The organism is Moraxella sp. CTOTU48268 (genome assembly GCF_032069585.1).
Lineage (GTDB): Bacteria > Pseudomonadota > Gammaproteobacteria > Pseudomonadales > Moraxellaceae > Faucicola > Faucicola cinerea.
The window spans coordinates 1-23,727 of sequence record NZ_DAMALV010000027.1 but is presented as its reverse complement, the minus strand read 5'-3'; the positions used below and the strand labels follow the sequence as shown (position 1 = coordinate 23,727).

Below are 23,727 nucleotides of genomic sequence, written 5' to 3'. Positions count from 1 at the left end.
TTAAATTACCATTTTGATGCCAATACCGATTAACACTAGCCCACCAAAAATTTCAGCCTTACTCTCTAACCATGTACCTGATTGCTTGCCCATAAATACGCCAATAAAGCTAAAAATCCCTGTTACCACGGCAATTACTGCACAGGATACATAAGGATTAACTGGGATTAAATTTAAGGTAAATCCGGCTGCCATTGCATCAATACTAGTTGCAATCGCTAAAGTAGTCATGGTTTTATGCGTGATGACGACATTGGCATCATTGGCGATATCTAAAGCAATATTATGTGGGGTGGAATCTTGTGATGTCGCATCTTCATCATCGCCAGATAAGGCTTCATACAGCATTTTTCCACCAAGCCCCACCAAAATAATGCACGCGATCCAAGGCGCCCAATTTGCGATAAATCCTAGGATTGAACGTCCACCGAGATAACCAATCAAAGGCATTAAGCCTTGAAACACGCCAAAATATACGCCTGCCATAACCGCAATTTTGGTCGTATCTTGGCGGTGTTTGGCACCTAATCCAATCGCCACAGCAAAGGCATCCATCGATAAGGCTATCGCTAGCAGTAATAAAGCAATCATGTGATATCTCTTTTAAAAATTCAAGCTGAAATAAAACCACCTTATTACAACATAAGGTGGTTTCCATTGTATTAAAACACGACCCTAAAATTGGGTTAAATATCCAAGTTAGTCACCGTTAACGCATTCTCCTCAATGAAGGCACGACGCGGCTCTACATCATCCCCCATCAGACACGAGAATAAATGGTCAGCAGCAATCGCATCTTCAATGGTGACTTTTAGCATATGGCGGTTTTCTGGATCCATCGTGGTTTCCCACAATTGATCAGCGTTCATTTCTCCTAACCCTTTGTAACGCTGAATCGCTAAACCACGGCGCGCATCACTCATAATAAATTGCCATAGATAACCCATGTCTTTGATCGGCAGTTTTTTATCACCTTTAGCAATATAAGCGGTATCTGACAACATGTCTTTCCACTGGCTGGTCAAGCGATGCAAACGGCTATACTCACCTGAACCAATAAATGCGGTATCTAATAAGTAGGCGTGTGGCAACTGATGGATAAAAATCGTCACGCGCGGTAGATAATAGGTTTTTTGATGATCGCCTTCTTGTTTGCTAAAGGACTCTAATTCAATTTGTGGCTGTAATCCGTCTGCCGTCACTGCTAGATTCTGCGCTAACGCTTCTAGCCAATTTCGCATTTGCCCTTCATCTTCAATCATTGGTATGCTAAGTTTGCTGGTGATTGCCAACGCATCCAATACGGCGCTTGGATATTTGATTTGTAAACGGTTTTTGATGACTTGAGTTTGGTTATAATCATTGAGCAAGGTTTCTAGCGCTTGCCCGGTTACCGCAGGCGTACCTTCACTCAAATGCAACTGGGTATCGTCAATGGTTGACGACAACAAATAGGCCTTTAACGCTTCATCATCTTTAACATACAATTCTTGGCGACCTTTTTTCACTTTATACAGGGGTGGCTGCGCAATATAAATATGACCACGTTCTAATAGTTCTGGGGTTTGACGGAAAAAGAACGTCAGGAGCAAGGTGCGAATATGTGAACCATCCACGTCCGCATCGGTCATAATGATAATTTTGTGATAGCGTAATTTATCAGGATTGTACTCATCAGGCCCGATGCCTGTACCCAATGCGGTAATCAAGGTACCCACTTCTTGCGACGATAGCATCTTATCAAAACGCGCACGTTCTACGTTTAGAATTTTACCTTTCAGCGGCAAAATCGCCTGCATCTTACGGTTACGCCCTTGTTTGGCAGAACCGCCTGCCGAGTCCCCTTCCACAATATACAGCTCTGACATCGCAGGATCTTTTTCTTGGCAATCAGCAAGTTTGCCTGGCAGACCTGCGATATCAAGTGTCGTTTTACGGCGAGTCATTTCACGAGCTTTACGCGCCGCTTCTCTTGCACGGGCGGCATCGATGATTTTACTAGCAATCCCTTTGGCAGCATTGGGATTTTCAAGCAAGTAAGCGCTAAACTTATCGTGCATGGCTGATTCAACCGCTGGTTTGACTTCACTTGATACTAGTTTGTCTTTGGTTTGGCTTGAGAATTTTGGGTCAGGTACTTTGACAGAAATAATCGCCGTTAGACCTTCCCGCGCATCGTCACCTGTTACCGCAACTTTTTCTTTTTTCATCAAGTTTTCGCTATCCATATAGCTATTTAGACAGCGTGTTAATGCCGAACGAAAACCAGAAAGATGGGTACCGCCATCTTTTTGCGGGATATTGTTGGTAAAGCATAATACTTTTTCGTTGTAGCTATCTGTCCATTGCAATGCCACTTCGACGCTGATACCGTCATTTTCTTCACTGGTAAAATGAAACACGTCATTTAGCCCAGTTTTGCCTGCATTGATGTAATGAACGAACTCAGATAGACCGCCAACGTGCTCAAACTCATGGCGTTTGTCATCGCGCTCATCCGTCAATACGATGCGCACACCCGAGTTTAAAAACGACAATTCGCGTAAGCGCTTGGCGAGAATTTCAAAATCAAAAATCGTGCCTGTAAAAATATCATCGCTTGGATAAAAACGCACTTGTGTGCCTGTTTGCTGGGTGGCTTCAAGCTGCTCAATAGGGGTTACGGGCTCACCATCGGCATACGTTTGGCTATAGTGGTAGCCATCACGCCAGATATCGAGCACCAGTTTTTTTGATAAGGCATTAACCACTGACACACCAACACCGTGCAAACCACCTGATACTTTATAACTGTTGTCGTCAAATTTACCGCCCGCATGCAGGACCGTCATAATAACCTGCGCGGCTGACACCCCTTCTTCTGGGTGAATATCGACAGGAATACCGCGTCCATTGTCTTTGACGCTGACCGATTCATCTTCGTGGATGATGATGTCAATTTGATCACAGTGACCCGCCAAGGCTTCATCAATGGCGTTATCTACCACTTCAAACACCATATGATGCAAACCTGTGCCATCGTCGGTGTCGCCAATGTACATACCAGGGCGTACACGGACGGCTTCTAAGCCACGAAGTACGCGGATACTGTCAGAACCATAAGCTTTATTTTCTTGATGACTTGATTGGGTAATAGATTGTTGTGTCTGATCGGCTACATTCGCAGATGTATCAGTCATGATGACTCCATAAGTTTTGCATGGCAAAAACGTCAGAACATACTCGATTTTATGGTCAAAATCGTTGATTTTTTTCTTAGTTTTTTGGCGAAAAATAAAGGGTTTATTGTAGCAAATTTTAGGGGAAAAGTCACTGAATATCCCTGCTTGTGAGAGGCAAAATAGTGATTTAGCTGGGCTAGAAAAGAGGGAGTTTAAGTTACATCAGTTTGAAAAAATACTTAATCATCTAACCTTAGTCACCTAAAAATGTTATTGGTTTTTATAGGTCGTTTTGAATAGCTTTTGCTTCAAGTGATAATTGTCTAACGCTTCCCTGTTCCACGTGAAACAGTTTTATATTATCCTGCCAAATCTTTTGAATACTCTCTACGATATCTTGGGTAAGACTGGTGACAAACAGCTGTGAATTCACTTGTTTTAAGCCAGTTAATAACAGCATAAGTGCGTCATTATCCAATTCTGCTGTGATATCGTCCACCAATACCAAAGGTACTTTATCGACCTGGTTAAGTAACGGCAACTGCGATAAGCGAAGCGCCATAACTAATAGTTTTTTTTCACCCCGTGACAGCATATCGGTGGCAAGCAATGTCTGCTTGTGCTTATGCCCTGCTGCATCGGTATGCACTAAATCTAGCACAATATTGATATCAGCCCGATGGCATCCCATACGCGTATAGCCAAGCTCAATGTCAGACGCTAAACGATTGGCTAAGGTAATGGCTAAGCCAGCTTCAGTATCAAACCCCGGTGTATAACGCAATCGTAATTTTTCAGCATACTGGGGTAAAAATTTTTGCACTTGCGCCAAAAAATGGGGCTGCCATTGTTCAATGATGTGGGCCCTTGCTTGGTGAATTTTTTCTGCATGTTGGCTTAGCTGATAGTCCCAAGCTGACAGTTCTTGCTGTTGCAGGCTAGTTAATGGGGCGTTGCCAACATTTTGCTTTAATAAGCTATTGCGCTGTTTTAGTAGACGCTGATAAGACAGCCAATTGGGATGAAATGATGGTTCCACGTGAAACCCTAGCCAATCTAACATTTCACGCCTTGCTTGACTACCTTCCTCTAGCTGTGCAAGGCTCACAGGCTCGAGTAATAGTGTGGGTAGCAGCTGCGCAAGTGGGCTTTGGGTGACAAGCGACTGCCCATTGAGTCGCAATTGCGTGGTAGCGTCTTGGGATTTGGCAATAGCGACCGTTTGCTCATGATTGAGCCTAGCAAAAACCGTCGTATCGCTAAAACCATGCTCAATATAATGTCTCGGTTGATGATGGCGAAAACTTTTGCCGCGCGATAATAAATAGATGCTTTCTAATAGCGATGTTTTTCCGCTGCCATTTTGACCCAAGAACACATTACAACTGGTAGGTTGTAATTCAATCGTGTGAAGATTGCGAAAATGATGAATAGCTAATTCAATAATTTGCATGATTTATCTACTTAACTACTCATCACTAAATTGAAAAAAATATGCCCGCTGACTAAATACGCATTGGCATAACCACAAATTCGTGTTTGCTGTCATTGACTTGTTGTACCAATACCGAAGCATTGGCTTGGCTCATATTAAAGTCAATTTCGCCTTGCAGTACATTCAGCACATCTAGTAAATAAGCCACATTGAATGATATCTCTAATGGCTCACCTTGATATTTAACCTCAAGCTGCTCACTGGCTTCATCTTGCTCAGCATTACTAGCACGTACCATCAAATTGTTATCACCTGAAAAATCAAAAATCACGCCACGCGATTTCTCGTTACTCAAAATAGCCACGCGGCGAAGCACGTTCGCCAGCTGCTCTTGGCTGATACGGGCAAGTTTGTTGGTTGACGACGGCATGACGCGGCGATAATCGGGAAACTTACCATCAATCAGGCGTGCGGTAAAAGCCACCATGATGGCATTTTTTAGCTGACCTGTGCTATCGACTTCCCCAAAGGGTAGTAAGACTTGTAAAAATTCACGACCGACATTGAGTGTTATTTTATTGTCTTGATTCGGTAGCATGCGTTTAAGCTCTGCTAACAAACGCTGTAATTCAAGTACGGCTTTTCTTGGTAAAATTGCAGCAAGAGCCACACTATCATCACACGCTATCACCGTACGAGCCAATGCCAAGCGGTGACCATCGGTTGATACCGTTGCCAATTGCCGCTCTTTGACTTCAAACAGCATACCGGTAAGATAATAACGCACATCTTGCACCGCCATCGCAAAATGCGTTTTATCGAGCAAATCGACTAGGTCTTCACGGCCCAATTGGATAGGCGTGACTTGCTCGGGCTCACCCAATAGGGGAAAGTCTTGGGCAGGCAAGGTGCTGAGTTTAAAACGACTACTACCGCAGACAATTAAACACTGATTGTCGTTAGCGACAGTGATAGAGACCGGTAAACCGTCGGGCAATAATTTTACGATATCTTTGAATTTGTTGGCAGGAACGGTGATTTCACCTGGTTGTTTGCACGCCGATGCTGGCAAATTAAGGGTGGCTTGTAATTCAAGCTCCAAATCTGACGCTACCATCACCAATTGAGAGTCGGTTAACGCCAATTTCATATTTCCCAAAATCACCATGTTATGGCGTTTGTCAGCGGCTTTTGAAATTAAATTAATCGCTTGTAGTAACAAATCGCGAGAGATTACTAATTGCATGGCACCGCCTCAAATCAAAATGAATGGTTTAACAAATGGAAAAATTACAATCTATTATACGGGGTAATTGACTAAAAATCTTTTTAATCGAGTTAACAAAATACTAGGTCTGTAACATTAATTTTAATGAGCGATAATCCTTATCAAACATCAGATCGCTGACACAAAGTTCTTGAACTTTCTCACAGGCGTGCATCACCGTGGTATGGTCGCGACCGCCAAATGATTGACCAATTTCTGTAAAGCTGTTGTTGGTTAGTTCACGTGCTAAACTCATAGCCACTTGCCGCGGACGAGCGATATGACGTAAACGCTTTTTACCCATTAAGTCTTTGACTGAGATATCATAAAACTCAGCAACAACTTTACGAATATTATCCATACTGACCGCTTGTACACGCATGGCAATCAAATCTTTTAACGCCATTTGTACCAACTCTAGATGGATAGGCTGATTGAGCAAACGAGAAATAGCTAGAACTTTGTTGAGCGCGCCTTCCAATTCTCGCACATTGGCGATGATATGCTGAGCGATAAAAATAGCGCACTCTTTTGGTAACATCACCTCTTGCGCCTTGGATTTTTTTTGCAAAATTTGAATACGGGTTTCTAGCTCTGGCGGCTCTAACGCCACGGCCACCCCCCAAGCTAGACGTGACTTTAAACGCTCGTCAAAATCAGTGAGGGCACTCGGGTGTTTATCGGATGCCAAAATCACCTGTTTATTTTTGCTCATAAAGTCATTGAGCAATAGCAAAAACTGCTCGCTACTTTTTTGCTTGCCGGCAATCACATGAATATCATCAATAATCAACAAATCGGCTTTTTTAATTTTATCTTTGAACTCATCGATTTTTTGTGTTCTTAATGAATGCACCAGCTGGTTGACAAACTTATCGGACGTAAAGTAATAAAAACTTTTGCCTTGCTTTAAAATCTCATGGGCAATTGCTTGCATCAAATGGGTTTTTCCCAAACCTGTCGCACCATAAATAAACAGCGGATTATTTTTAGATTGACCCAAGTTGTTGGCAGTCTCTCGGCAAATACTATAAGCAATTTGATTGGATTTTGCGGTTACGAACTGGTCAAACGTAAAATGCGGATCGATATACTGAAAGGAGCGTTGCTGCTCAGTTTTTACCAGTGTCACTTTTTTCTCACCAAACTCTTGTGTACTAACAGCGTCGGTGATTGCGTTACCCTTATCAATTTGAATTTGCACCTGAATCGATAAGGTTGGCTCAAGCTGTTGTAAAATCGTTTGAATTTGACTTAAATGATTTTTTTCAACATAACTGGCAAAGTACTGGTTAGGTACATTGACAACCATCGTGTTATTATGCATCGAGGCGGATAATGGGCGAATCCACATGGTAAAAATATTATCAGGTACTTGATATTTTAATTCGTCAACGCACTTAAGCCATAATGCATCAGCCATAACTTTGCTTTCCTAATCCAAGCATCTTCAAAATTGGTGTAATGTATCATAAAACAGCGATTTTACAAATAAAATTATTGTGGATAACAATGTGGATATAATTGTTGATAAGTAAAAACAGGAAATTACTAACAAGCTATCAACGGTTTATATACATACTTATCAACATTGCAAATATTTGTTTTTTATGATTTTTATTTAAATATCCACAGAAATAGACCTGCTTAATAATAATAAATAATACTTATTAAATATATAATAATAAAATAATTTTTTGTGGATAACTTTTTATTGAATGGTATTTGTTATACAAAAATGTTATTTTAAATAAACAAAATAATTGATTGTGTCTGTGATTTAAAGAAAGAAATTAACCAATAGTCTTAGTTATCCTTGACCTATTGGTTAAAATTAAGGATAATACTAGATTAACTGTTTTGAAATTTTGTATTTTAACCGCTATCGGTTAAATATCACGTAAATTTAGCCAAGGTGAATCGCATGAAACGCACTTTCCAACCAAGCGTAATCAAACGTAAACGTACTCACGGTTTCCGTGCTCGTATGGCTACTAAGAATGGCCGTCAAGTTTTAGCTCGTCGTCGCGCTAAAGGCCGTCATCGTTTAACGGTGTAATGTCTATTTCTTAACTTGATTTAATGATAATGTTGACATTAAAACAGGTTATAGTAAAAAGCGATATACTTCTTATATCGCTTTTTTTATTGTTATCCTAGAAGTCCGTTCGTGACCTACGCTTAGCGTACTCCCCTACTCTATTATTTCAGCCTGTTTTTACCCTATCCATCAAATCTTGCTAGCTTCTTTTTGATAGCTTTTAATGGTGCCTTGGTATTGATTTGGACTTATCCTCATGACTGCAGACAAACCTTTTAAATTTGATAAATCACAGCGGTTGCTAACGCCCAAAGATTTTAAAGCGATGTCGGGTCGTCATACCAAAACTGGTGAAGATCAGTCACAGCATGTTGTCGTTTTTAAAATTCATCAGCCTAATCTGTTGTTATTCGTCAAAGTGGTTTTAGCCGATACCCAAAAACAAACATTAGTAAATCGGTTGGGTCTTGCGATTACTAAAAAGAAAGTCAAACGTGCCCATGAACGAAATCGTATTAAGCGATTAACGCGAGAGTATTTTCGGTTACATCAGCACCAGCTAAATGCCCAAGTTGATATTTTATTAACTATCAAGCAGTTTTCCGATGATATGCAAAATCAAGCAATTGTCCAGCAATTAGCGATGGGCTTTAACTTAATCAATGATAAGATTGGAAAGTTGAAGCGGAATTAATTTTAGCGGCAGTTCGTAATATCTTTACTCAAATGAAGGTGATAAAAAATCTGGGTTTAATCCATGGATAAATTATTAGCAAAATTTTTGCTGTTGATGATTATATTTTATCAGCGTTTGATTAGTCCCTGGTTGGCACCTCGTTGCCGCTTTTATCCAACGTGTTCTAGTTATGGTTTAGAGGCGGTAAAATTACATGGCGGGTACCAGGGTGGATTATTAACAGCCAAGCGTATCGCACGTTGTCATCCTTGGGGTGGGCATGGCATTGATTTTGTCCCTAAGCCATTATATCGCTACCGTTATCATTATATTGACACATTGCCGTCTTACTTTTTGGTATATGCTTATCACTATCATTAATTGATGTGGCTAATTAAATTATAAAAACTTGTTGCGAGTCTCAAATAGCGTAATTGAGTCAACTATTTATGGAATATCTTTTTTAACTTTTTTTTAGTAGAATGTCTTCTATTTTTTAATTGTTTTTCCTTTATTAGCAACTAGTGATTTCAAGCAATATCATTAGATAGGATAGCTATATATGCAAAAAATTTTACGGACATTGATTATTATCGCAATGTTAATTACGGGTTATTTGCTGATTCTGGCATGGCGGGATGATTATACCAATGTAAATAAACCCGTGGCGATAACCCCAACAACCACAGCGGTCAGTAGCAATGATGTGCCAGTGGCGGGGACTTCAAGTACGCCAACGGGCGATGTTCCAACCGCAACAGCAACCACGTCAACCCCAGCTGCTACTACCCAGCAAACGGGCGCACAGCTCATTAGTGTGATGACGGATAAATACGATATTCGTATTAATCCAGTCGGTGGCGATGTGGTGTACGCCGCGCTTCGAGAGCAGACTCAAACATTAGATAGCAAACAGCCATTTGTACTCCTTCAAGAAGATAGTAATCGCGTATATGTGGCTCAGTCAGGGTTGATTGGCGCCAATGGTATTGATAATAGCAATGGTCGTGCGACTTTTACCGCGCCTAGCAACCAATTTGTCATGCAGCCCAATCAAGCCGAATTGGTCGTTCCTTTAACTTATCAAAAAGATGGTGTAACTATCATCAAATCGTATAAGTTTACCAAAGGTCAATATCCTATCAACGTTAGCTATAACATCACCAATAACGGTACGCAGCCTTGGCAAGGACAAATGTATGCGCAGTTAAAACGTGATAATAGCGAAGACCCAGGTAAAGGTGACAAAGGCGCAATTAGCCTATCGACTTACCTAGGGGGCGCATGGGGCACACCAGATCAGCCTTACAATAAACTCAAGTTTGGTAATTTTAATGATGGGTTAAAAGCCAGCAGTGATAAAGGCTGGATTGGTATGGTACAGCATTATTTTGTCACCGCTTGGATGCCAAAGGATTACACAGCAAATTTTTATAGCCGTGAAGCTGGCAAAGATCACATCATCGGGTTTACTAGTAACCCTGTGTCAGTTGCTCCCAACAAACAAGTGACATTAACGTCTGCCTTGTATGCCGGTCCAAAAATTCAAACCAACTTAAAACCTTTGGCAGAGGGGTTAGATAAAACTGTTGATTACGGTATTTTATGGCCGATTTCAAAAGTGCTATTTTGGATTTTGGATAATGTGCATAAAGTATTGGGCAACTGGGGTTGGTCAATTATTGTACTCACTTTATTGGTTAAAATCGCATTGATGCCAATTGCCAATAAAAGCTATCACTCGATGGCAAAAATGCGCGCAGTTGCCCCAAGGTTGCAAGCCTTAAAAGAAGAATATGGTGATGACCGTATGCGTATGTCACAAGAGATGATGCGCATCTACAAAGAAGAAAAAGTCAACCCGATGGCAGGTTGTTTACCGGTATTGCTGCAAATGCCGATTTTCCTGGCGTTGTATTGGGTACTGGTCGAATCGGTCCAATTACGCCATGCCCCTTGGGTTGGTTGGATTCGTGACTTATCATCTATGGATCCATTGTTTATCTTGCCACTGATTATGGGCGCGGCGATGTTTTTCCAGCAGATGCTAAACCCACAGCCGCAAGATCCTATGCAAGCCCGTGTGATGAAATTTATGCCGATTATTTTCACCGTGTTTATGCTATTTTTCCCAGCGGGTCTAGTGCTTTATTGGACAGTCAACAACTTGTTTAGTATGGCGCAGCAATACTTTATCAATAAAAAAGTTGAGCGTGAGCAAGCAGCAAAAGAGGCAGCACGCAACGTAGTCTAAATTCATCAATCAGTAAGTTAACCGCCCTTTAAACCGTTGTTTAAAGGGTTTTTTTGGCAAAAAATAATCATGTTGTAATCAGTGAGCGGATGTTAAAATATCAGCATTAAGTCAATGCCGACTACCCAAAATGTTAGATTGTAAAAAATTATGTTAAATAACTCTCAAACAGCGCTTACTTCAACGATTGCCGCCATTGCAACACCAATCGGTCGTGGCGGGGTTGGTGTGATACGCTTATCAGGTCCAAACAGTTACCAAATTGCCTTGGCGTTAACCGGTCGTCAAGCTTTCAAACCGCGATTTGCCCATTTTTGCCGATTTTATGATAGTGATGATACGGTGATTGATGAGGGATTGGTGTTATATTTCCCTGCCCCCCATTCTTTTACCGGTGAAGATGTGATTGAGTTGCAAGGTCACGGTGGCATGATTTTGCAGCAGCAGCTTTTGACCCGTGTGTTTGAATTGGGTGCAAATCAAGCGGTAGCGGGCGAGTTTTCGGCACGGGCTTTTGATAATGATAAGCTTGATTTGGTACAAGCAGAAGCGATTGCTGATGCCATTGATGCCACCAGTGTGGCTGCCGCAAAAAGTGCCATGCGCTCATTGACCGGTGAGTTTTCACAAAAAATTAATGCGCTGCTTGAGCAGTTAATTCAGCTACGGCTGTATGTTGAAGCCGCTATTGATTTCCCAGATGAAGAAGGGGTTGATTTTTTGGCAGATGAACATATCGCCAAACAATTACGCCAAGTTTGTGAACAACTAAACACTGTGTTAGCCACTGCCAAACAAGGGCAGCTGCTGCGAGATGGTGTCTCAGTTGTGATTGCCGGGCGACCCAATGCGGGAAAATCTAGCTTGCTCAATCGCTTAGCAGGGCAAGAGCGTGCCATTGTGACCGATATTGCAGGAACAACGCGCGACATCCTACAAGAAACCATTGTGTTAAACGGGCTAACGCTGAATTTGACCGATACTGCTGGGCTGCGCCAAACCGATGATATTGTGGAACAGGCGGGCATTGAGCGAGCACGACAAGCCATCACCCAAGCTGATTTACTGCTTATGGTGTATGATGCGCACCGTGAGCATGAGCCGTTACGATTGGCGACCGAATTATTTGGTAGTTTACCTAATGCCAATTCGATATTAATGATTGCCAACAAAATTGATTTATCCGACAATCACCAAAATTTGCCCAAGCAATTTCAATCACAAGAGCAGATTTACCACCCCGTCTATGTGTCTTGTAAATATGATACCGGGCTTGAGGAATTGGTCAATCAAATCTGTGATAAAGTCGGTTTTCATCCCCCTGAAAACAGCTTGATTGCACGAACACGCCATCTTGATGCGCTGCGCCGTACCCAAATGGCGCTGCATGAAGCCGATGAGCAACTGCATTTATTTCATGCCGGTGAATTGGTGGCGGAAAGCCTACGCCAAGCACAGATTAGCCTCAACGAAATCACCGGTGAATTTACCGCCGATGATTTATTGGGCAAGATTTTTGGCAGTTTTTGTATTGGTAAATAACGTAATAGGTTTAAACTTAGCTAGGAAATCGCATGCACTGTCCATTTTGTAATGCTGAAGATACTAAAGTCATTGATTCAAGACTCGCGGCAGAAGGTGCGCAAGTACGACGTCGTCGTCAGTGTGCCGCGTGCCAAGAGCGATTTACCACCTTTGAAATTATCGAAGCGGTCATGCCTCGTATCATCAAATCCAATGGTCGTATTGAGCCCTATGATGGGCAAAAACTGCGTCGCTCAGTGCAGCTACCATTACAAAAACGTCCAATATCGACTGACAACATTGAAGCTATGATTAGCCGGATTGAAAAACAGCTCAGGCAGCTCGGTGAACGTGAGGTGCCAAGTAAAATTTTAGGTGAAATCGTCATGAAAGAGTTGAGCCAAATTGATGATGTCGCCTACGTTCGATTTGCTAGCGTGTATCGAGATTTTCAAGATATTGAAGCGTTTAAACACATGGTGTCAAACCTCACCACGGACACCAACAAACAAGAAATCAATCAACGTATCGAAGATTTGACTCACCCACACAAGCTCAAACATCTACAATCCTAAGTTTTATTATGACGGCAACTTTATCCCCTGCTGAGCGCTATCAGCACCAATACTACATGTCACGCGCTATTGAGCTGGCTAAAAAAGGACGTTTCACCACCCGTCCCAATCCTAGTGTCGGCTGCGTCATTGTCAAAGATAATCAAATCATTGGCGAAGGTTTTCACTATCAAGCAGGACAACCCCACGCCGAAGTGTTTGCCCTTCGACAAGCGTATGAGCATGATGCCAAGCAATTGCAAGGGGCAACAGCATATGTCACCCTTGAGCCTTGTAGCCATCATGGACGTACCCCGCCCTGTGCTGATGCGCTAATCCAAGCGGGTATTAGCCGTGTGGTGATTGCTGTTGTCGATCCTAATCCTAAAGTTGATGGTGGTGGTATTGCCAAACTGCAGCAGGCAGGTATCGAAGTCATTACCGGTATTTGTGAGCAAGCGGCTTATCAATTAAATGAAGGCTTTTTTAAGGTCATGCGTGGCGGCTTGCCTTTTGTGCGCTTAAAGATAGCGACAAGTCTGGATGGACGCACCGCGATGGCAAATGGTGAGTCAAAATGGATAACCAGCGACCAATCACGCGAGGATGTACAGCGTTTACGAGCGCAGGCAGGGGCGATTATCACGGGTAGCGAAACCATTCTGCAAGACCATCCTGCGCTAAATATCCGTAGTCAGCAATTAGGGGTAAATTTAGACGATATGCCCCAGCCGTTATTGGTAGTGCTTGACCGTCGTCAACGCATCCAAATGACGGATGCATGGTACCAAAGTCAAATCATCCATCGTCCCGTTTTGCTTATCCAAGACGCAACTATGAGTTTAACCACACTACTCAACACTTTAAAAGACAATTACCAAATTAACGATGTGCTAGTTGAAGCAGGTGCGACGGTCGCTGCTAGTTTCTTACAACAAGGTCTAGTGGATGAATTAGTCGTGTACCAAGCGCCATGCTTTTTGGGTAACAGTGCTAAGCCCATGATTAACTTTAATGCACAGCATATCCACCAGCAAATTATCGCTTCGTTAGTTTCACATGAAACAATGGCGACTGATATCAAATTAACCTTTCGTTTTGATAAGTAAATACACATAATGGGTTGGATAAATCTCGCTGAAAATAAATAGTTAAATTATTATATTTTTCGCTTTTTAAAACTTATCCACATTGTTAGCTAAATTTAATGAAAGCGTTAAAAGTAGATTTTCTTTGTGGATAAGTGTTTCACATGAAACAGTCATTAAAGCTATGTTTTACTGCAATACTAGACTATAAGCGGTGTTTCACATGAAACATAGCACAAAACACCCGTAATCTATCACAATTAAGACCAGTGGATAACTAGAGAAATAAGGTCATAAGTAGTCTATGAGGGTAAGTTATCCACCAAAAGCTACCTCTATCATTTTAATTTTTTGAACGCTTTATGTTCGATTTGAATTAGAGTTTATCGCTGATTATAATTTAATTATTCTAAATAATATTTTATATTTGTGATAGTGGTAAAAGTACATTAAAATGCATTAATGTCATAAATAACTAGGATAAACAATGTTCACAGGTATTATTGAAGCCACTGGAAAAATCGTTGCGATTACGCCAACACGGGGTGATGTACGCTTAAAAGTTCAATCTGACTATTTGGACTTTGCTGATGTCAAATTGGGCGACTCGATTGCAAGTAACGGGATTTGTCTCACTGTTGTAGAACAAGGTAAAGACTGGTACGCCGTCGATGTTTCACGTGAAACACTCAATAAAACAGCGATGCAACAATGGCAAGTTGGCGATGTAGTAAACCTTGAAAAAGCCATGTTGCCTACCACACGATTTGGCGGACACATTGTCACCGGTCATGTTGATACCACGGGTACGGTTAAACTGATAAAAAATGATTCGCGCTCGATTTACATAGAGATTGAGATTCCAAGCGAGTTTACCAAATATGTCGCTACCAAGGGTTCTGTAACGGTCGATGGTATTAGCCTGACCAGTAATTTGGTAGAAGGTAATGTGGTTAGTTTAAATATCATCCCGCATACAGCGCAGGTCACCAATATAGGCAGGCATTGGAAAGTGGCAACAAAAGTCAACATCGAGGTGGATGTGGTAGCCAGATATTTAGAAAAGCTTCTTGTATCAACACCCGACAACATGTCAAATTCTAACCATGAAGGCATTACTTTAAATTTCCTACAACAAAATGGATTTAGCAAATAACACCGATAATATCCCTACTAAACCTTTAGCTGAACAAAAATCGTTAAATCTGGTGGTTTTGGCGGTAAACAGGATGCCTTACTGTAGTGCCTACAAAGGTCAGCAATTGACGAAAATTTTTGAATATAGTGCAAAATTGAACTTCTTTTTTCTCAAAAAAAGTGTGACAATAACTCAATCAAGTCAATCTGTAATGACACCTATTGAAACATGAGGTTAAGGTTAAAGGGAGTTTAAAATGGACACGCTACTATCAAATAATTTTTTTAACCGTGCTATCATGTTAACACTGTTAGCGACTTCATTAACCGCTTGTGGTGGCGGCGGGGAAAGCGGTAACAGTGGTAGTTCATCAACCCCGTCATCACCTACTTCGCCAACCCCTATTCCTACACCTACATCTCCTCCTACAAATAGTGCAGTAGAATTGGCTGCGATGAAGTTATTGAATGAAAATCGTAGTCAGTGTGGTTTTGGTAGCCTAACAGCCAATCAAAATCTTAACCTTACCGCAATGAATCATGCCAACTATATGGCATCGGTAACTCAAACAAATAAACAGCCATTTGCAAGTCACGAAGAGCAAGCTGAAACGGGTTTATTAGATACAGGGATTACCAATTCCTATTATTCAGGTATTGATTTAGCCATTAGACTAAATCCCTCTACCTTGGGTAAAAATGCCGTTAGTACTCATTACGCTTCTCAAGCAGAAGGTGAGAATATTTCGTTATCAAACTTCTCCACTAAGGATAGTAGTTATACGGTAAATGACACTGCCACAGTCGAAGCCATGTTATATAATTTATTTGCTGCCCCTTATCACCTGCGCAGTTTAGTTTATCCGCAATTTACTGAGGTAGGATTAAGCTATCAATTAGTCAAATGGACCGCCAATAATGGAATTAACCATACGAGTCTATTGGAAATCGTATCTGCGTTACCTTCCAGCCAAAAATATATAGAAAATACCAAGCTTTTGAATTTCCCTTGTGATGGAGTTACTACTGACTATAAACTCACAGATGAAACCCCAAATCCATTTGGTACAGCCCGAAATTTAAAAGACCAGCCGACTGGTCAACCTGTATATGTGTTAGCACCTTTTGATGAAACTATTGCCGAGGCGACAGCCACAATAACGCAAAATGGTACATCGGTAGGCATGGTACATACGCTCACAAGCCTCTCTGACCCCAATAAACTATTAAACAAAAATGAAGTCATCTTCATCCCAGATTTACCGCTTAAACCCAATACAGGCTACCAAGTCAGTTACCAACTAGTTTATAATGATGGACAAAAAACCACCAACCAATTTACTTTTAAAACTCGACCCTAATAACGTTTTGCTTCAAACAAAAAAAGACCAAGTTAACCTGGTCTTTTTTTATTGTCTCAGACCATGTAATGATTGATGGCTTCGATGAGTTTTTGCTTGTTGATAGGTTTGGTCAAAAAACTGTCCATCCCCGCTTCTAAACAGATATTCCTATCATCATCAGAATCGTTGGCGGTTAAGGCAACAATCGGCACACTATCTTTATTGAGGCGAATAATACGCGTCGCTTCAATACCATCTAGAATTGGCATGCGACAGTCCATCAACACAAGTCCGATTTGCTGACGATTTTCACTGAGTAACTTAACTGCTTGCTCGCCATCGGATGCTACAAGATAGCGATAACCCAAGGCTTCCAAATGCTTTTTGGCAATTTTTTGATTAACCGGGTTGTCTTCTGCTATCAATATCAATTTTTGGCTAGAAGAATGCGCATCGTTTGGGCTCTCAAGATTGGTGTGACCCTCATCAACCACTTGAATTGGTCCATCCAATAACAGATTAGAATTATTAACGGGTGGCGTTGCGGATGCTACGCTAACGCTAGAATTAGAGGGATTGGGGTACTGCTGCAAAAATTGCTTAAAGGCCAGTTGTACGGGCAGATGGGTATTGGTTTTTTCTTTTTTGATTTTTAACTCATATAGATGATTCACCTCAGCAATCAACAGGCTTAAAGACGCAGGTTTTTGCAAATACCCATCAAATTGTAATTGCAGCTCGGGTGGCAGAGTTTTAGGTGATTCAATACTTAAAATAATTTTAATCGCATCATTATAAAAATGAATATTATTTAATAAATGGTTGTTGGCTTTGAGTGCTGCATCATCAATCACAAAGACAGGAACCAAGCCTTGCAAGTTAAGGTTATTAATCGTATTGATAACGGTTTCATCAATAGTTGTGAAGATATGGTGCGATAATTCCACATAACTTAAAACTTTATTCGCTCGCTCAAAGATAGAAAATGGCGAGATAAGAATGAGTGTTACCCTTAAATTCCTGGTTTTATGTTGGTAAACAGGTTGCAGACTAAACTTTGGAATCGGTAAAAATAGTTGGAATTCACTGCCTTGACCAAATTGACTTTCTAAATGAATAAAGCCACCCAATAAATGTGAAAAACTATTGGAAATAGCTAAACCAAGTCCTGTACCGCCAAACTGCCGACTAATGGAATCATTGGCTTGTTCAAAGTAGGAAAATAATTTTTGTTGGTCTTTTTCGCTAATACCTAAACCGGTATCTTTTACCGTTATTTTTAACCAATCTTTGCTGACAGTCATATTTTGGCTGGTTTTAGCCGCGATTAATGGGTGACGGCTATCGGTTTTATCAACCGTGATAGCCACGTAGCCCTCTTTGGTAAATTTTACCGCATTGGTCAATAAGTTTAAAATAATTTGGCGTAATTTGCCCTCATCACAATCAATAAAACGTGGGGTAAATGGGTCCACAAAAATATACAGACTAATTTTTTGGCGTCGGGCGTTACCAACCATCAGTCCAGTGGTTTGGCGTAGTAACTGCAAGAGATCAATAGACGTGACATTGGTTTGTAGCCTGCCTGCGTCTAATTTGGCCACATCAAGCATATCATTGAGCAGTTGAATCATAGTATAGCTAGATTGTTGTAGGGTTGCGATGGTTTCTTGTTGCTCGCTATTAAACTGTGCTTTATCTTCAGCAAGTAGATCTATCATGCCGACTAGACCACTGAGTGGAGTACGCAATTCATGCCCCACTACCGCCCACATTTTATTAAAATTGGTTAGTTTATCAGTAGTAAATTTATCCTCGACCCACGCTTTTTGCAGCTTATCGTGATAATCGGTGGTATCTTGTAAGCCACAGCTATAACCTTGTAATTGACCAAAACGGTTATAATACGGGGTAATACGTAAATCAAAATACAGATTTCGCTGTAGATTGGTCACGGGTAAGGTCGCATAAGTCTGAATATTCTCGAGCGAATTTAGTAACTGCTGCGTGGTTTTATTGGCACCGGTGATAAAGTCACTGAGAATATACATCGACCCCGGTTGAAACGGGGTATAAAACACTTGTGAAAATTTATGATTAAAGTATACAATCCGACCATTTCTGCTCATGATAAACAGCAAAATTGGTGAAGTATCAATCAAAATATTTTGTCGATAGGTTAACTCGCGAACCTTATCATAATATTGCCCCATCTTATAAGCATATCGGTTAAATAGCTGAGCCAAATACAGCGGTTCAGGGTGGTTACGAAACTCATGAAGCTTGGCAGGCTGATAACCTTCACTAATTTGCAATTGCAAATTTTGGGCATAATCGAGAAATTTATACCAAACCTCGTAACTCTTTCGTAGCTGAATCATCACATATAAAAATAGGCAAAGCCCTAGTAGCAGTGGCAGCAAATAGATAGGGTTGGCAAAATTACGCCAAAGTGGCAAATATTGTACTTTAACGTATAAGCGGTAACCCGCTGCCAGATTCTGCCAAACTTCAAAGCCATGAATATCATAAAACATTTTATTGCTTTGTTTATTAGATAGCGTCCAATTGGGTAAGGGGACAGAAAAATCGTCATGGTTGTTTTTGACAACGGTAGTAGCACCCGTCGGCTCAACGATAATCAACTGATAATTTTTAATCGCCGCATGGTGATCTAAAGTGACTTGGCTCCAATCGTACTCATGATGGCTAATTTTATGATTGAGTTTATCAACCAGCTCAACGAGGCAACTTTCACCGAGCTGCTGTTGCTGCTGCAACGCATAAAAACCTAGCAACCCATAACCTGCCACTATCAGTATCAGTTCGATAGCCACTAAGGTTACGATGAGTCGCCGAGCTGCCGGGCGATTGTAGAGAGAAAACTGGTTTGACACAGCGTGATATACCCAATAGAGAAAACGGTCAATGAAGGTAAAAGAAAAAAACCCATCATCACAATGCTAGATTTAAGTATTGTGCCAATTCATATTATAATAGCAGAAATTTATTGTATTTAAGACGAAATTTATCATGTCTCAAACCCCGCTTAGGGTCGTATTTGCTGGTACGCCCGAATTTGCTAAAGTCGCCTTACAAGCACTCATCGGTCACCAAAAAGCCCTTAATATTGACATTGTGGCAGTCTATACACAACCTGACCGCAAATCTGGTCGTGGGCAAAAAATTAGCGCATCGCCCGTGAAAGCACTTGCCTTAGCAAATAACATTGCTGTGGAACAACCCGAAAGTTTTAGCTTAAAATCAGCCGATGGCAATGTTTCACGTGAAACACTCAAAAAATATCGACCCGACGTGATGATAGTGGCGGCTTATGGATTGATTTTACCACTTGGCGTGCTACATATCCCAAAATTTGGCTGTATCAATATTCATGGCTCATTATTGCCACGCTGGCGCGGTGCAGCGCCCATTCAACGTGCGATTTTAGCAGGTGACGACACTACAGGTATTACCATTATGCAAATGGCGCAGGGACTCGATACGGGCGATATGCTGTATAAAGTAGCGTGCCCAATCACTGACACAGATACCACCCAACTATTGCATGATAAATTAGCCAAATTAGGCGGTGAAGCCATTGTGACGGTGCTGTCTGATTTAGAAAACTATCAACAAAAAGCCGAAAAACAAGACGACGCTTTGGCTAATTATGCCGAGAAAATTACCACAGCAGAGGGTGAAATTAACTGGCAAAATGATGCTATCAGTATTCAACGTCAAATCCGTGCGTTAAATGCCTTTACCTATCTTGATGAACATAAAGACCCCAATCAGCGTATCAAAATAATAGAAGCAGCGCCCATTAAATTCGACCAACAAACCCATGAACCTGCAGGTAAAATCGTCAGTGTGGGTCGTAACGCGATTTTGGTCGCCTGTGGCAAAAACGCGACCAACCACCAACATCATGGGGCACAACATCTGATTAATATCACCCAAATGCAGTGGCCAGGTGGTAAGCCGTTAACCGCTGAGCAAATTGCCAATGGAGATAAACTCAACGATGGTGATATTTTTCACTCATAACCAATTAGGCACATCATGACCCAATTACATTCTCAGCTCAATACTCGCGCCAAAGTTGTCGCCACCCTCGAGCGTATCCAACAAGGCGAGTCATTATCTAGCTTGCTTGACCCACTACTCAACCAAGTGAGCGAAAAAGACAAAGGCTTTGCCCATGAATTATTGCTTGGCACACTGCGTCAATGGTGGGCACTCGCTCGTATTGGTGAAAGCTTGATTGAGCATGAAGTCACTGACAAAGGCGTATGGGCAGCTCTCAATATCGGACTGTACCAACTACTGTATATGGACACGCCAGATTACGCGGCGATTGGTGAAACGGTCGAAGCAGTCAAACAACTGGATAAAGGTTACGGTGCTGGACTCATCAATGCCATACTGCGAAAGGTGCAAAAAAACCCTGCCAAATTTGCCAAAAAAATTGAGAAAAATCACAGTCTACCTAATTGGCTTGCCAAACAGCTCAAACAGGATTGGGGTGAATACTATGCCGAGCTTGGACAAGCGCTTCGCCAACCTGCGCCCATATTCTTACGCGTCAATCGCAAATTTTGCAATGTAGAGGATTATGCCGATGTATTAACCCAACAAGGTATCGGTTTCGCCCTAGTGTCAATTGGCTTTGAGGAGGTGCAAACCATTCAACTCACTGACGCTATAAGAATCACCGATTTGCCTAAATTTGCCGAAGGATGGGTCAGTGTGCAAGACAAACATGCCCAGTTATCAGCGCATATTTTGACAAGCCTCGCCTTGGATAAATCTTTGACGGTACTAGATGCTTGCACTGCGCCCGGGGGTAAACTGGCGCATTTATTGGAGCTTGAGCAGTCAAAAACGTTTCACGTGAAACATCAAAATATTGCGCATGTAATCGCTTTGGACAACGATAAAAAACGTTTACAACGGGTGAGCCAAAACCTTGAGCGTTTGCAGTTAAAGCAAGAAAATGTACAATTGGTATGTGAGGATGCTACAACGTTTCAAGCCGATACCCAATTTGATGTGATAGTGCTTGATGCACCTTGTACCGCAACGGGTGTGATTCGCCGCCATCCTGATATCGGACTGCTACGCACCGAACAAGATGTAGAGCAAACTGCCGCGTTACAAGCCAATATTTTAGCCAACTGTTGGCATAATTTAGCCGATAACGGCTATCTACTCTATATCACTTGCTCGATGTTAAAAGCAGAGAATGAAGACCAACTACAAGCGTTTTTAGCCACACACAAAGCGGCGCAAATCGTGGATTTTAGCCTTAATTTATCCAACCAAATCAAACAGGACATCGGTTATCAATGCTTGCCGCTTCATCAAAACGATGGCGATGGCTTTTATTATGCCTTACTGCAAAAACGTGGGTAAAAATTGGCATTCATCGCAATGCTAGGTTTATGCTAAACTGCATCAAATTGATTAAATGGAAGAAAAAATGAACTATATCAGCACCCGTGGCAAAACGGCCCCTATGCAATTTAGTGATGTGTTACTGATGGGGCTTGCCCCAGACGGCGGCTTAATGCTACCTGAAGAATACCCACAAATTGATGAAGTAACCCTCACCCAATGGCGCACTTTAAGCTATCCTGAGCTTGCGTTTGAAATCATGCAATTATTCGCCACCGATATCCCAAAAGACGACTTAAAAACACTGATTGATAAAACTTACACCGTACAAGCATTTGGCAATCCCGATATCACCCCTGTTCGTACACTCAAAGATGGCATCAAAATCATCGAGTTATCAAACGGTCCTACACTGGCATTTAAAGACATCGCCATGCAATTTTTGGGCAATGCTTTTGAATATGTGTTAAAGAAAAAAAATGAGCGTCTGACCATCATCGGTGCGACATCAGGCGATACAGGCTCAGCTGCTGAATATGCGTTGCGTGGCAAAGACAATATCGAAGTGTTCATGATGTCGCCACATGGCAAAATGAGTGAATTCCAGCGCGCACAAATGTATAGCCTAGACGACAAAAATATCCATAACATCGCCATCAAAGGTATGTTCGATGACTGCCAAGACATCGTAAAAGCCCTGCAGCAAGATGCCGAATTTAAAGCCAAATACAGCCTTGGGACTGTCAACTCCATTAACTGGGGTCGTATCCTCGCGCAAATCGTCTACTATTTTAAAGGTTATTTTGCCAGCACCACCGACAACAGCCAAAAGGTCAGTTTCTGCGTGCCATCGGGTAACTTTGGTAATATCTGCGCGGGACATATTGCCCGTGAAATGGGATTACCCATCGAGCGTTTAATCGTTGCCACCAATGAAAACGACGTTCTGCACGACTTTTTCACGACCGGTAAATATAGCCCCCGTACCGCTGACAAGACTTATGTGACATCAAGTCCATCGATGGATATTTCAAAAGCGTCAAATTTTGAGCGTTTTGTGTACCTACTCGCCGAGAAAAATGGCGAAACAATTAATACACTTTGGCAGGATGTCAACGTAGGTAAAGGCTTTGATATGTCGGATTTGATGGCGAACATTAATGGCAAATATGGCTTTGCATCGGGTAAATCAACGCATGCCGACCGTATAGCCACGATCAAACAAGTGTATGCCGAAGACAATCAGTTAATTGACCCGCACACCGCTGATGGGATAAAAGTGGCACGTGAAGTACGCAAAGAGGGTGAAGTCATTGTCTGCGCTGAAACCGCCTTGCCAGCCAAATTTGCCGAGACCATCACCGAAGCTGTTGGTCAACTTGACATTCCCCGCCCCAAGCATACCGATAATATCGAAAGCTTACCACAGTATGTGACTGTGCTTGATAATGATGCAAATTTGGTGCGGGCGCAAATTGAACAGTTTGTGGTAGCCAAATAATGGCTATCTAATAAATTGGCTAATAAATTGAATTAAATAAAAGCCTTTTAATTTGCTAGTTAAAAGGCTTTTTTGCATTATTGTTCTTTTTTGCTTTACTGTTTATGAACAAATTTGCGCAGTATCGCTTTGACTTCATCTGTCTTTAGACGGTTACTAAAGTGAATGTTTTCTTGTTGGATACGCGCTAGGATTTCTGTGGCATTACGCATCAAGTCTTTGGTTTGTCGTACCGATGGCACCGATTTTTTGGCAAGTATTTCTGCTTTTTGGCGTGCCGTGCTTAGTACTTCATCGCTACTAGCAAAAGCTTGGTTGGCTAAGCCCAATTCAACTGCCTGTTTGC

Annotated in this window: 19 protein-coding genes; 12 read left to right on the top strand and 7 right to left on the bottom strand. The window is 41.7% G+C overall.

The genetic code is table 11. The features are described from left to right. From RT143_RS09165 to dnaA, 5 genes are all read right to left on the bottom strand, one after another. Entirely contained in the window at positions 1-591 is a 591-nt protein-coding gene (locus RT143_RS09165) for a manganese efflux pump MntP (protein WP_219334071.1), read from the bottom strand. Positions 592-686: 95 nt separating this feature from the next. After that, on the bottom strand, positions 687-3,179 hold the full coding sequence (gyrB, locus tag RT143_RS09160; RefSeq protein WP_313092605.1) for a DNA topoisomerase (ATP-hydrolyzing) subunit B: 2,493 nt from the start codon (positions 3,177-3,179) through the stop codon (positions 687-689). A gap of 262 nt (positions 3,180-3,441) precedes the next feature. Beyond that, positions 3,442-4,614, bottom strand: a complete 1,173-nt coding sequence (gene recF / locus RT143_RS09155; protein WP_313092603.1) for a DNA replication/repair protein RecF — start codon at positions 4,612-4,614, stop codon at positions 3,442-3,444. 52 nt (positions 4,615-4,666) lie between these two features. Then, a complete protein-coding gene (dnaN, locus tag RT143_RS09150) occupies positions 4,667-5,842 on the bottom strand; it encodes a DNA polymerase III subunit beta (RefSeq protein WP_313092601.1) in 1,176 nt (391 codons plus the stop codon). A gap of 103 nt (positions 5,843-5,945) precedes the next feature. Further along, positions 5,946-7,286, bottom strand: coding sequence for a chromosomal replication initiator protein DnaA (gene dnaA, locus RT143_RS09145; RefSeq protein ID WP_313092599.1), 1,341 nt, complete (start codon positions 7,284-7,286; stop codon positions 5,946-5,948). Between the two features lie 501 nt (positions 7,287-7,787). On the opposite strand from dnaA, the gene rpmH reads away from it, so the two are divergent. The 9 genes from rpmH (at position 7,788) to RT143_RS09100 (ending at position 16,498) form a co-directional block, all read left to right on the top strand. Further along, positions 7,788-7,922, top strand: coding sequence for a 50S ribosomal protein L34 (rpmH, locus tag RT143_RS09140; protein WP_050326012.1), 135 nt, complete (start codon positions 7,788-7,790; stop codon positions 7,920-7,922). A 238-nt stretch (positions 7,923-8,160) separates the two neighbouring features. Further along, the gene (rnpA, locus tag RT143_RS09135) at positions 8,161-8,598 is read left to right on the top strand and encodes a ribonuclease P protein component (RefSeq protein WP_313092597.1); all 438 of its coding nucleotides are present in this window, start codon (positions 8,161-8,163) and stop codon (positions 8,596-8,598) included. A 63-nt stretch (positions 8,599-8,661) separates the two neighbouring features. Continuing rightward, positions 8,662-8,961 carry a membrane protein insertion efficiency factor YidD gene (yidD, locus tag RT143_RS09130; RefSeq protein WP_313092595.1) on the top strand — a complete coding sequence of 100 codons (300 nt, stop codon included), beginning with the start codon at positions 8,662-8,664 and terminating at the stop codon, positions 8,959-8,961. Positions 8,962-9,142: 181 nt separating this feature from the next. Further along, complete coding sequence (gene yidC, locus RT143_RS09125) at positions 9,143-10,834, top strand: membrane protein insertase YidC (RefSeq protein WP_313092593.1); 1,692 nt, start codon at positions 9,143-9,145, stop codon at positions 10,832-10,834. A 150-nt stretch (positions 10,835-10,984) separates the two neighbouring features. After that, complete coding sequence (gene mnmE / locus RT143_RS09120; protein WP_313092591.1) at positions 10,985-12,376, top strand: tRNA uridine-5-carboxymethylaminomethyl(34) synthesis GTPase MnmE; 1,392 nt, start codon at positions 10,985-10,987, stop codon at positions 12,374-12,376. A 32-nt stretch (positions 12,377-12,408) separates the two neighbouring features. After that, positions 12,409-12,933 (top strand): transcriptional regulator NrdR, encoded by a 525-nt coding sequence (nrdR, locus tag RT143_RS09115; protein ID WP_007116619.1) that lies wholly within the window; start codon positions 12,409-12,411, stop codon positions 12,931-12,933. Between the two features lie 8 nt (positions 12,934-12,941). Continuing rightward, a complete protein-coding gene (gene ribD, locus RT143_RS09110; RefSeq protein WP_313092589.1) occupies positions 12,942-14,021 on the top strand; it encodes a bifunctional diaminohydroxyphosphoribosylaminopyrimidine deaminase/5-amino-6-(5-phosphoribosylamino)uracil reductase RibD in 1,080 nt (359 codons plus the stop codon). Between the two features lie 466 nt (positions 14,022-14,487). After that, positions 14,488-15,156, top strand: a complete 669-nt coding sequence (locus RT143_RS09105; RefSeq protein ID WP_313092587.1) for a riboflavin synthase — start codon at positions 14,488-14,490, stop codon at positions 15,154-15,156. A 238-nt stretch (positions 15,157-15,394) separates the two neighbouring features. Further along, positions 15,395-16,498 carry a CAP domain-containing protein gene (locus RT143_RS09100; RefSeq protein WP_313092585.1) on the top strand — a complete coding sequence of 368 codons (1,104 nt, stop codon included), beginning with the start codon at positions 15,395-15,397 and terminating at the stop codon, positions 16,496-16,498. 56 nt (positions 16,499-16,554) lie between these two features. On the opposite strand, the gene RT143_RS09095 is transcribed toward RT143_RS09100, so the two are convergent. Then, positions 16,555-19,377: a response regulator gene (locus tag RT143_RS09095; protein ID WP_313092583.1), complete on the bottom strand. Its 2,823-nt coding sequence runs from the start codon at positions 19,375-19,377 to the stop codon at positions 16,555-16,557. Positions 19,378-19,513: 136 nt separating this feature from the next. On the opposite strand from RT143_RS09095, the gene fmt reads away from it, so the two are divergent. The 3 genes from fmt (at position 19,514) to thrC (ending at position 23,381) form a co-directional block, all read left to right on the top strand. After that, positions 19,514-20,530, top strand: a complete 1,017-nt coding sequence (fmt, locus tag RT143_RS09090; protein ID WP_313092582.1) for a methionyl-tRNA formyltransferase — start codon at positions 19,514-19,516, stop codon at positions 20,528-20,530. Positions 20,531-20,545: 15 nt separating this feature from the next. Beyond that, entirely contained in the window at positions 20,546-21,898 is a 1,353-nt protein-coding gene (rsmB, locus tag RT143_RS09085) for a 16S rRNA (cytosine(967)-C(5))-methyltransferase RsmB (RefSeq protein WP_313092580.1), read from the top strand. 67 nt (positions 21,899-21,965) lie between these two features. Next, complete coding sequence (gene thrC, locus RT143_RS09080; RefSeq protein WP_313092578.1) at positions 21,966-23,381, top strand: threonine synthase; 1,416 nt, start codon at positions 21,966-21,968, stop codon at positions 23,379-23,381. A gap of 95 nt (positions 23,382-23,476) precedes the next feature. On the opposite strand, the gene RT143_RS09075 is transcribed toward thrC, so the two are convergent. Continuing rightward, the coding region (locus RT143_RS09075) for a Clp protease/crotonase-like domain-containing protein (RefSeq protein WP_313092577.1) at positions 23,477-23,727 on the bottom strand (251 nt) is incomplete at its 5' end.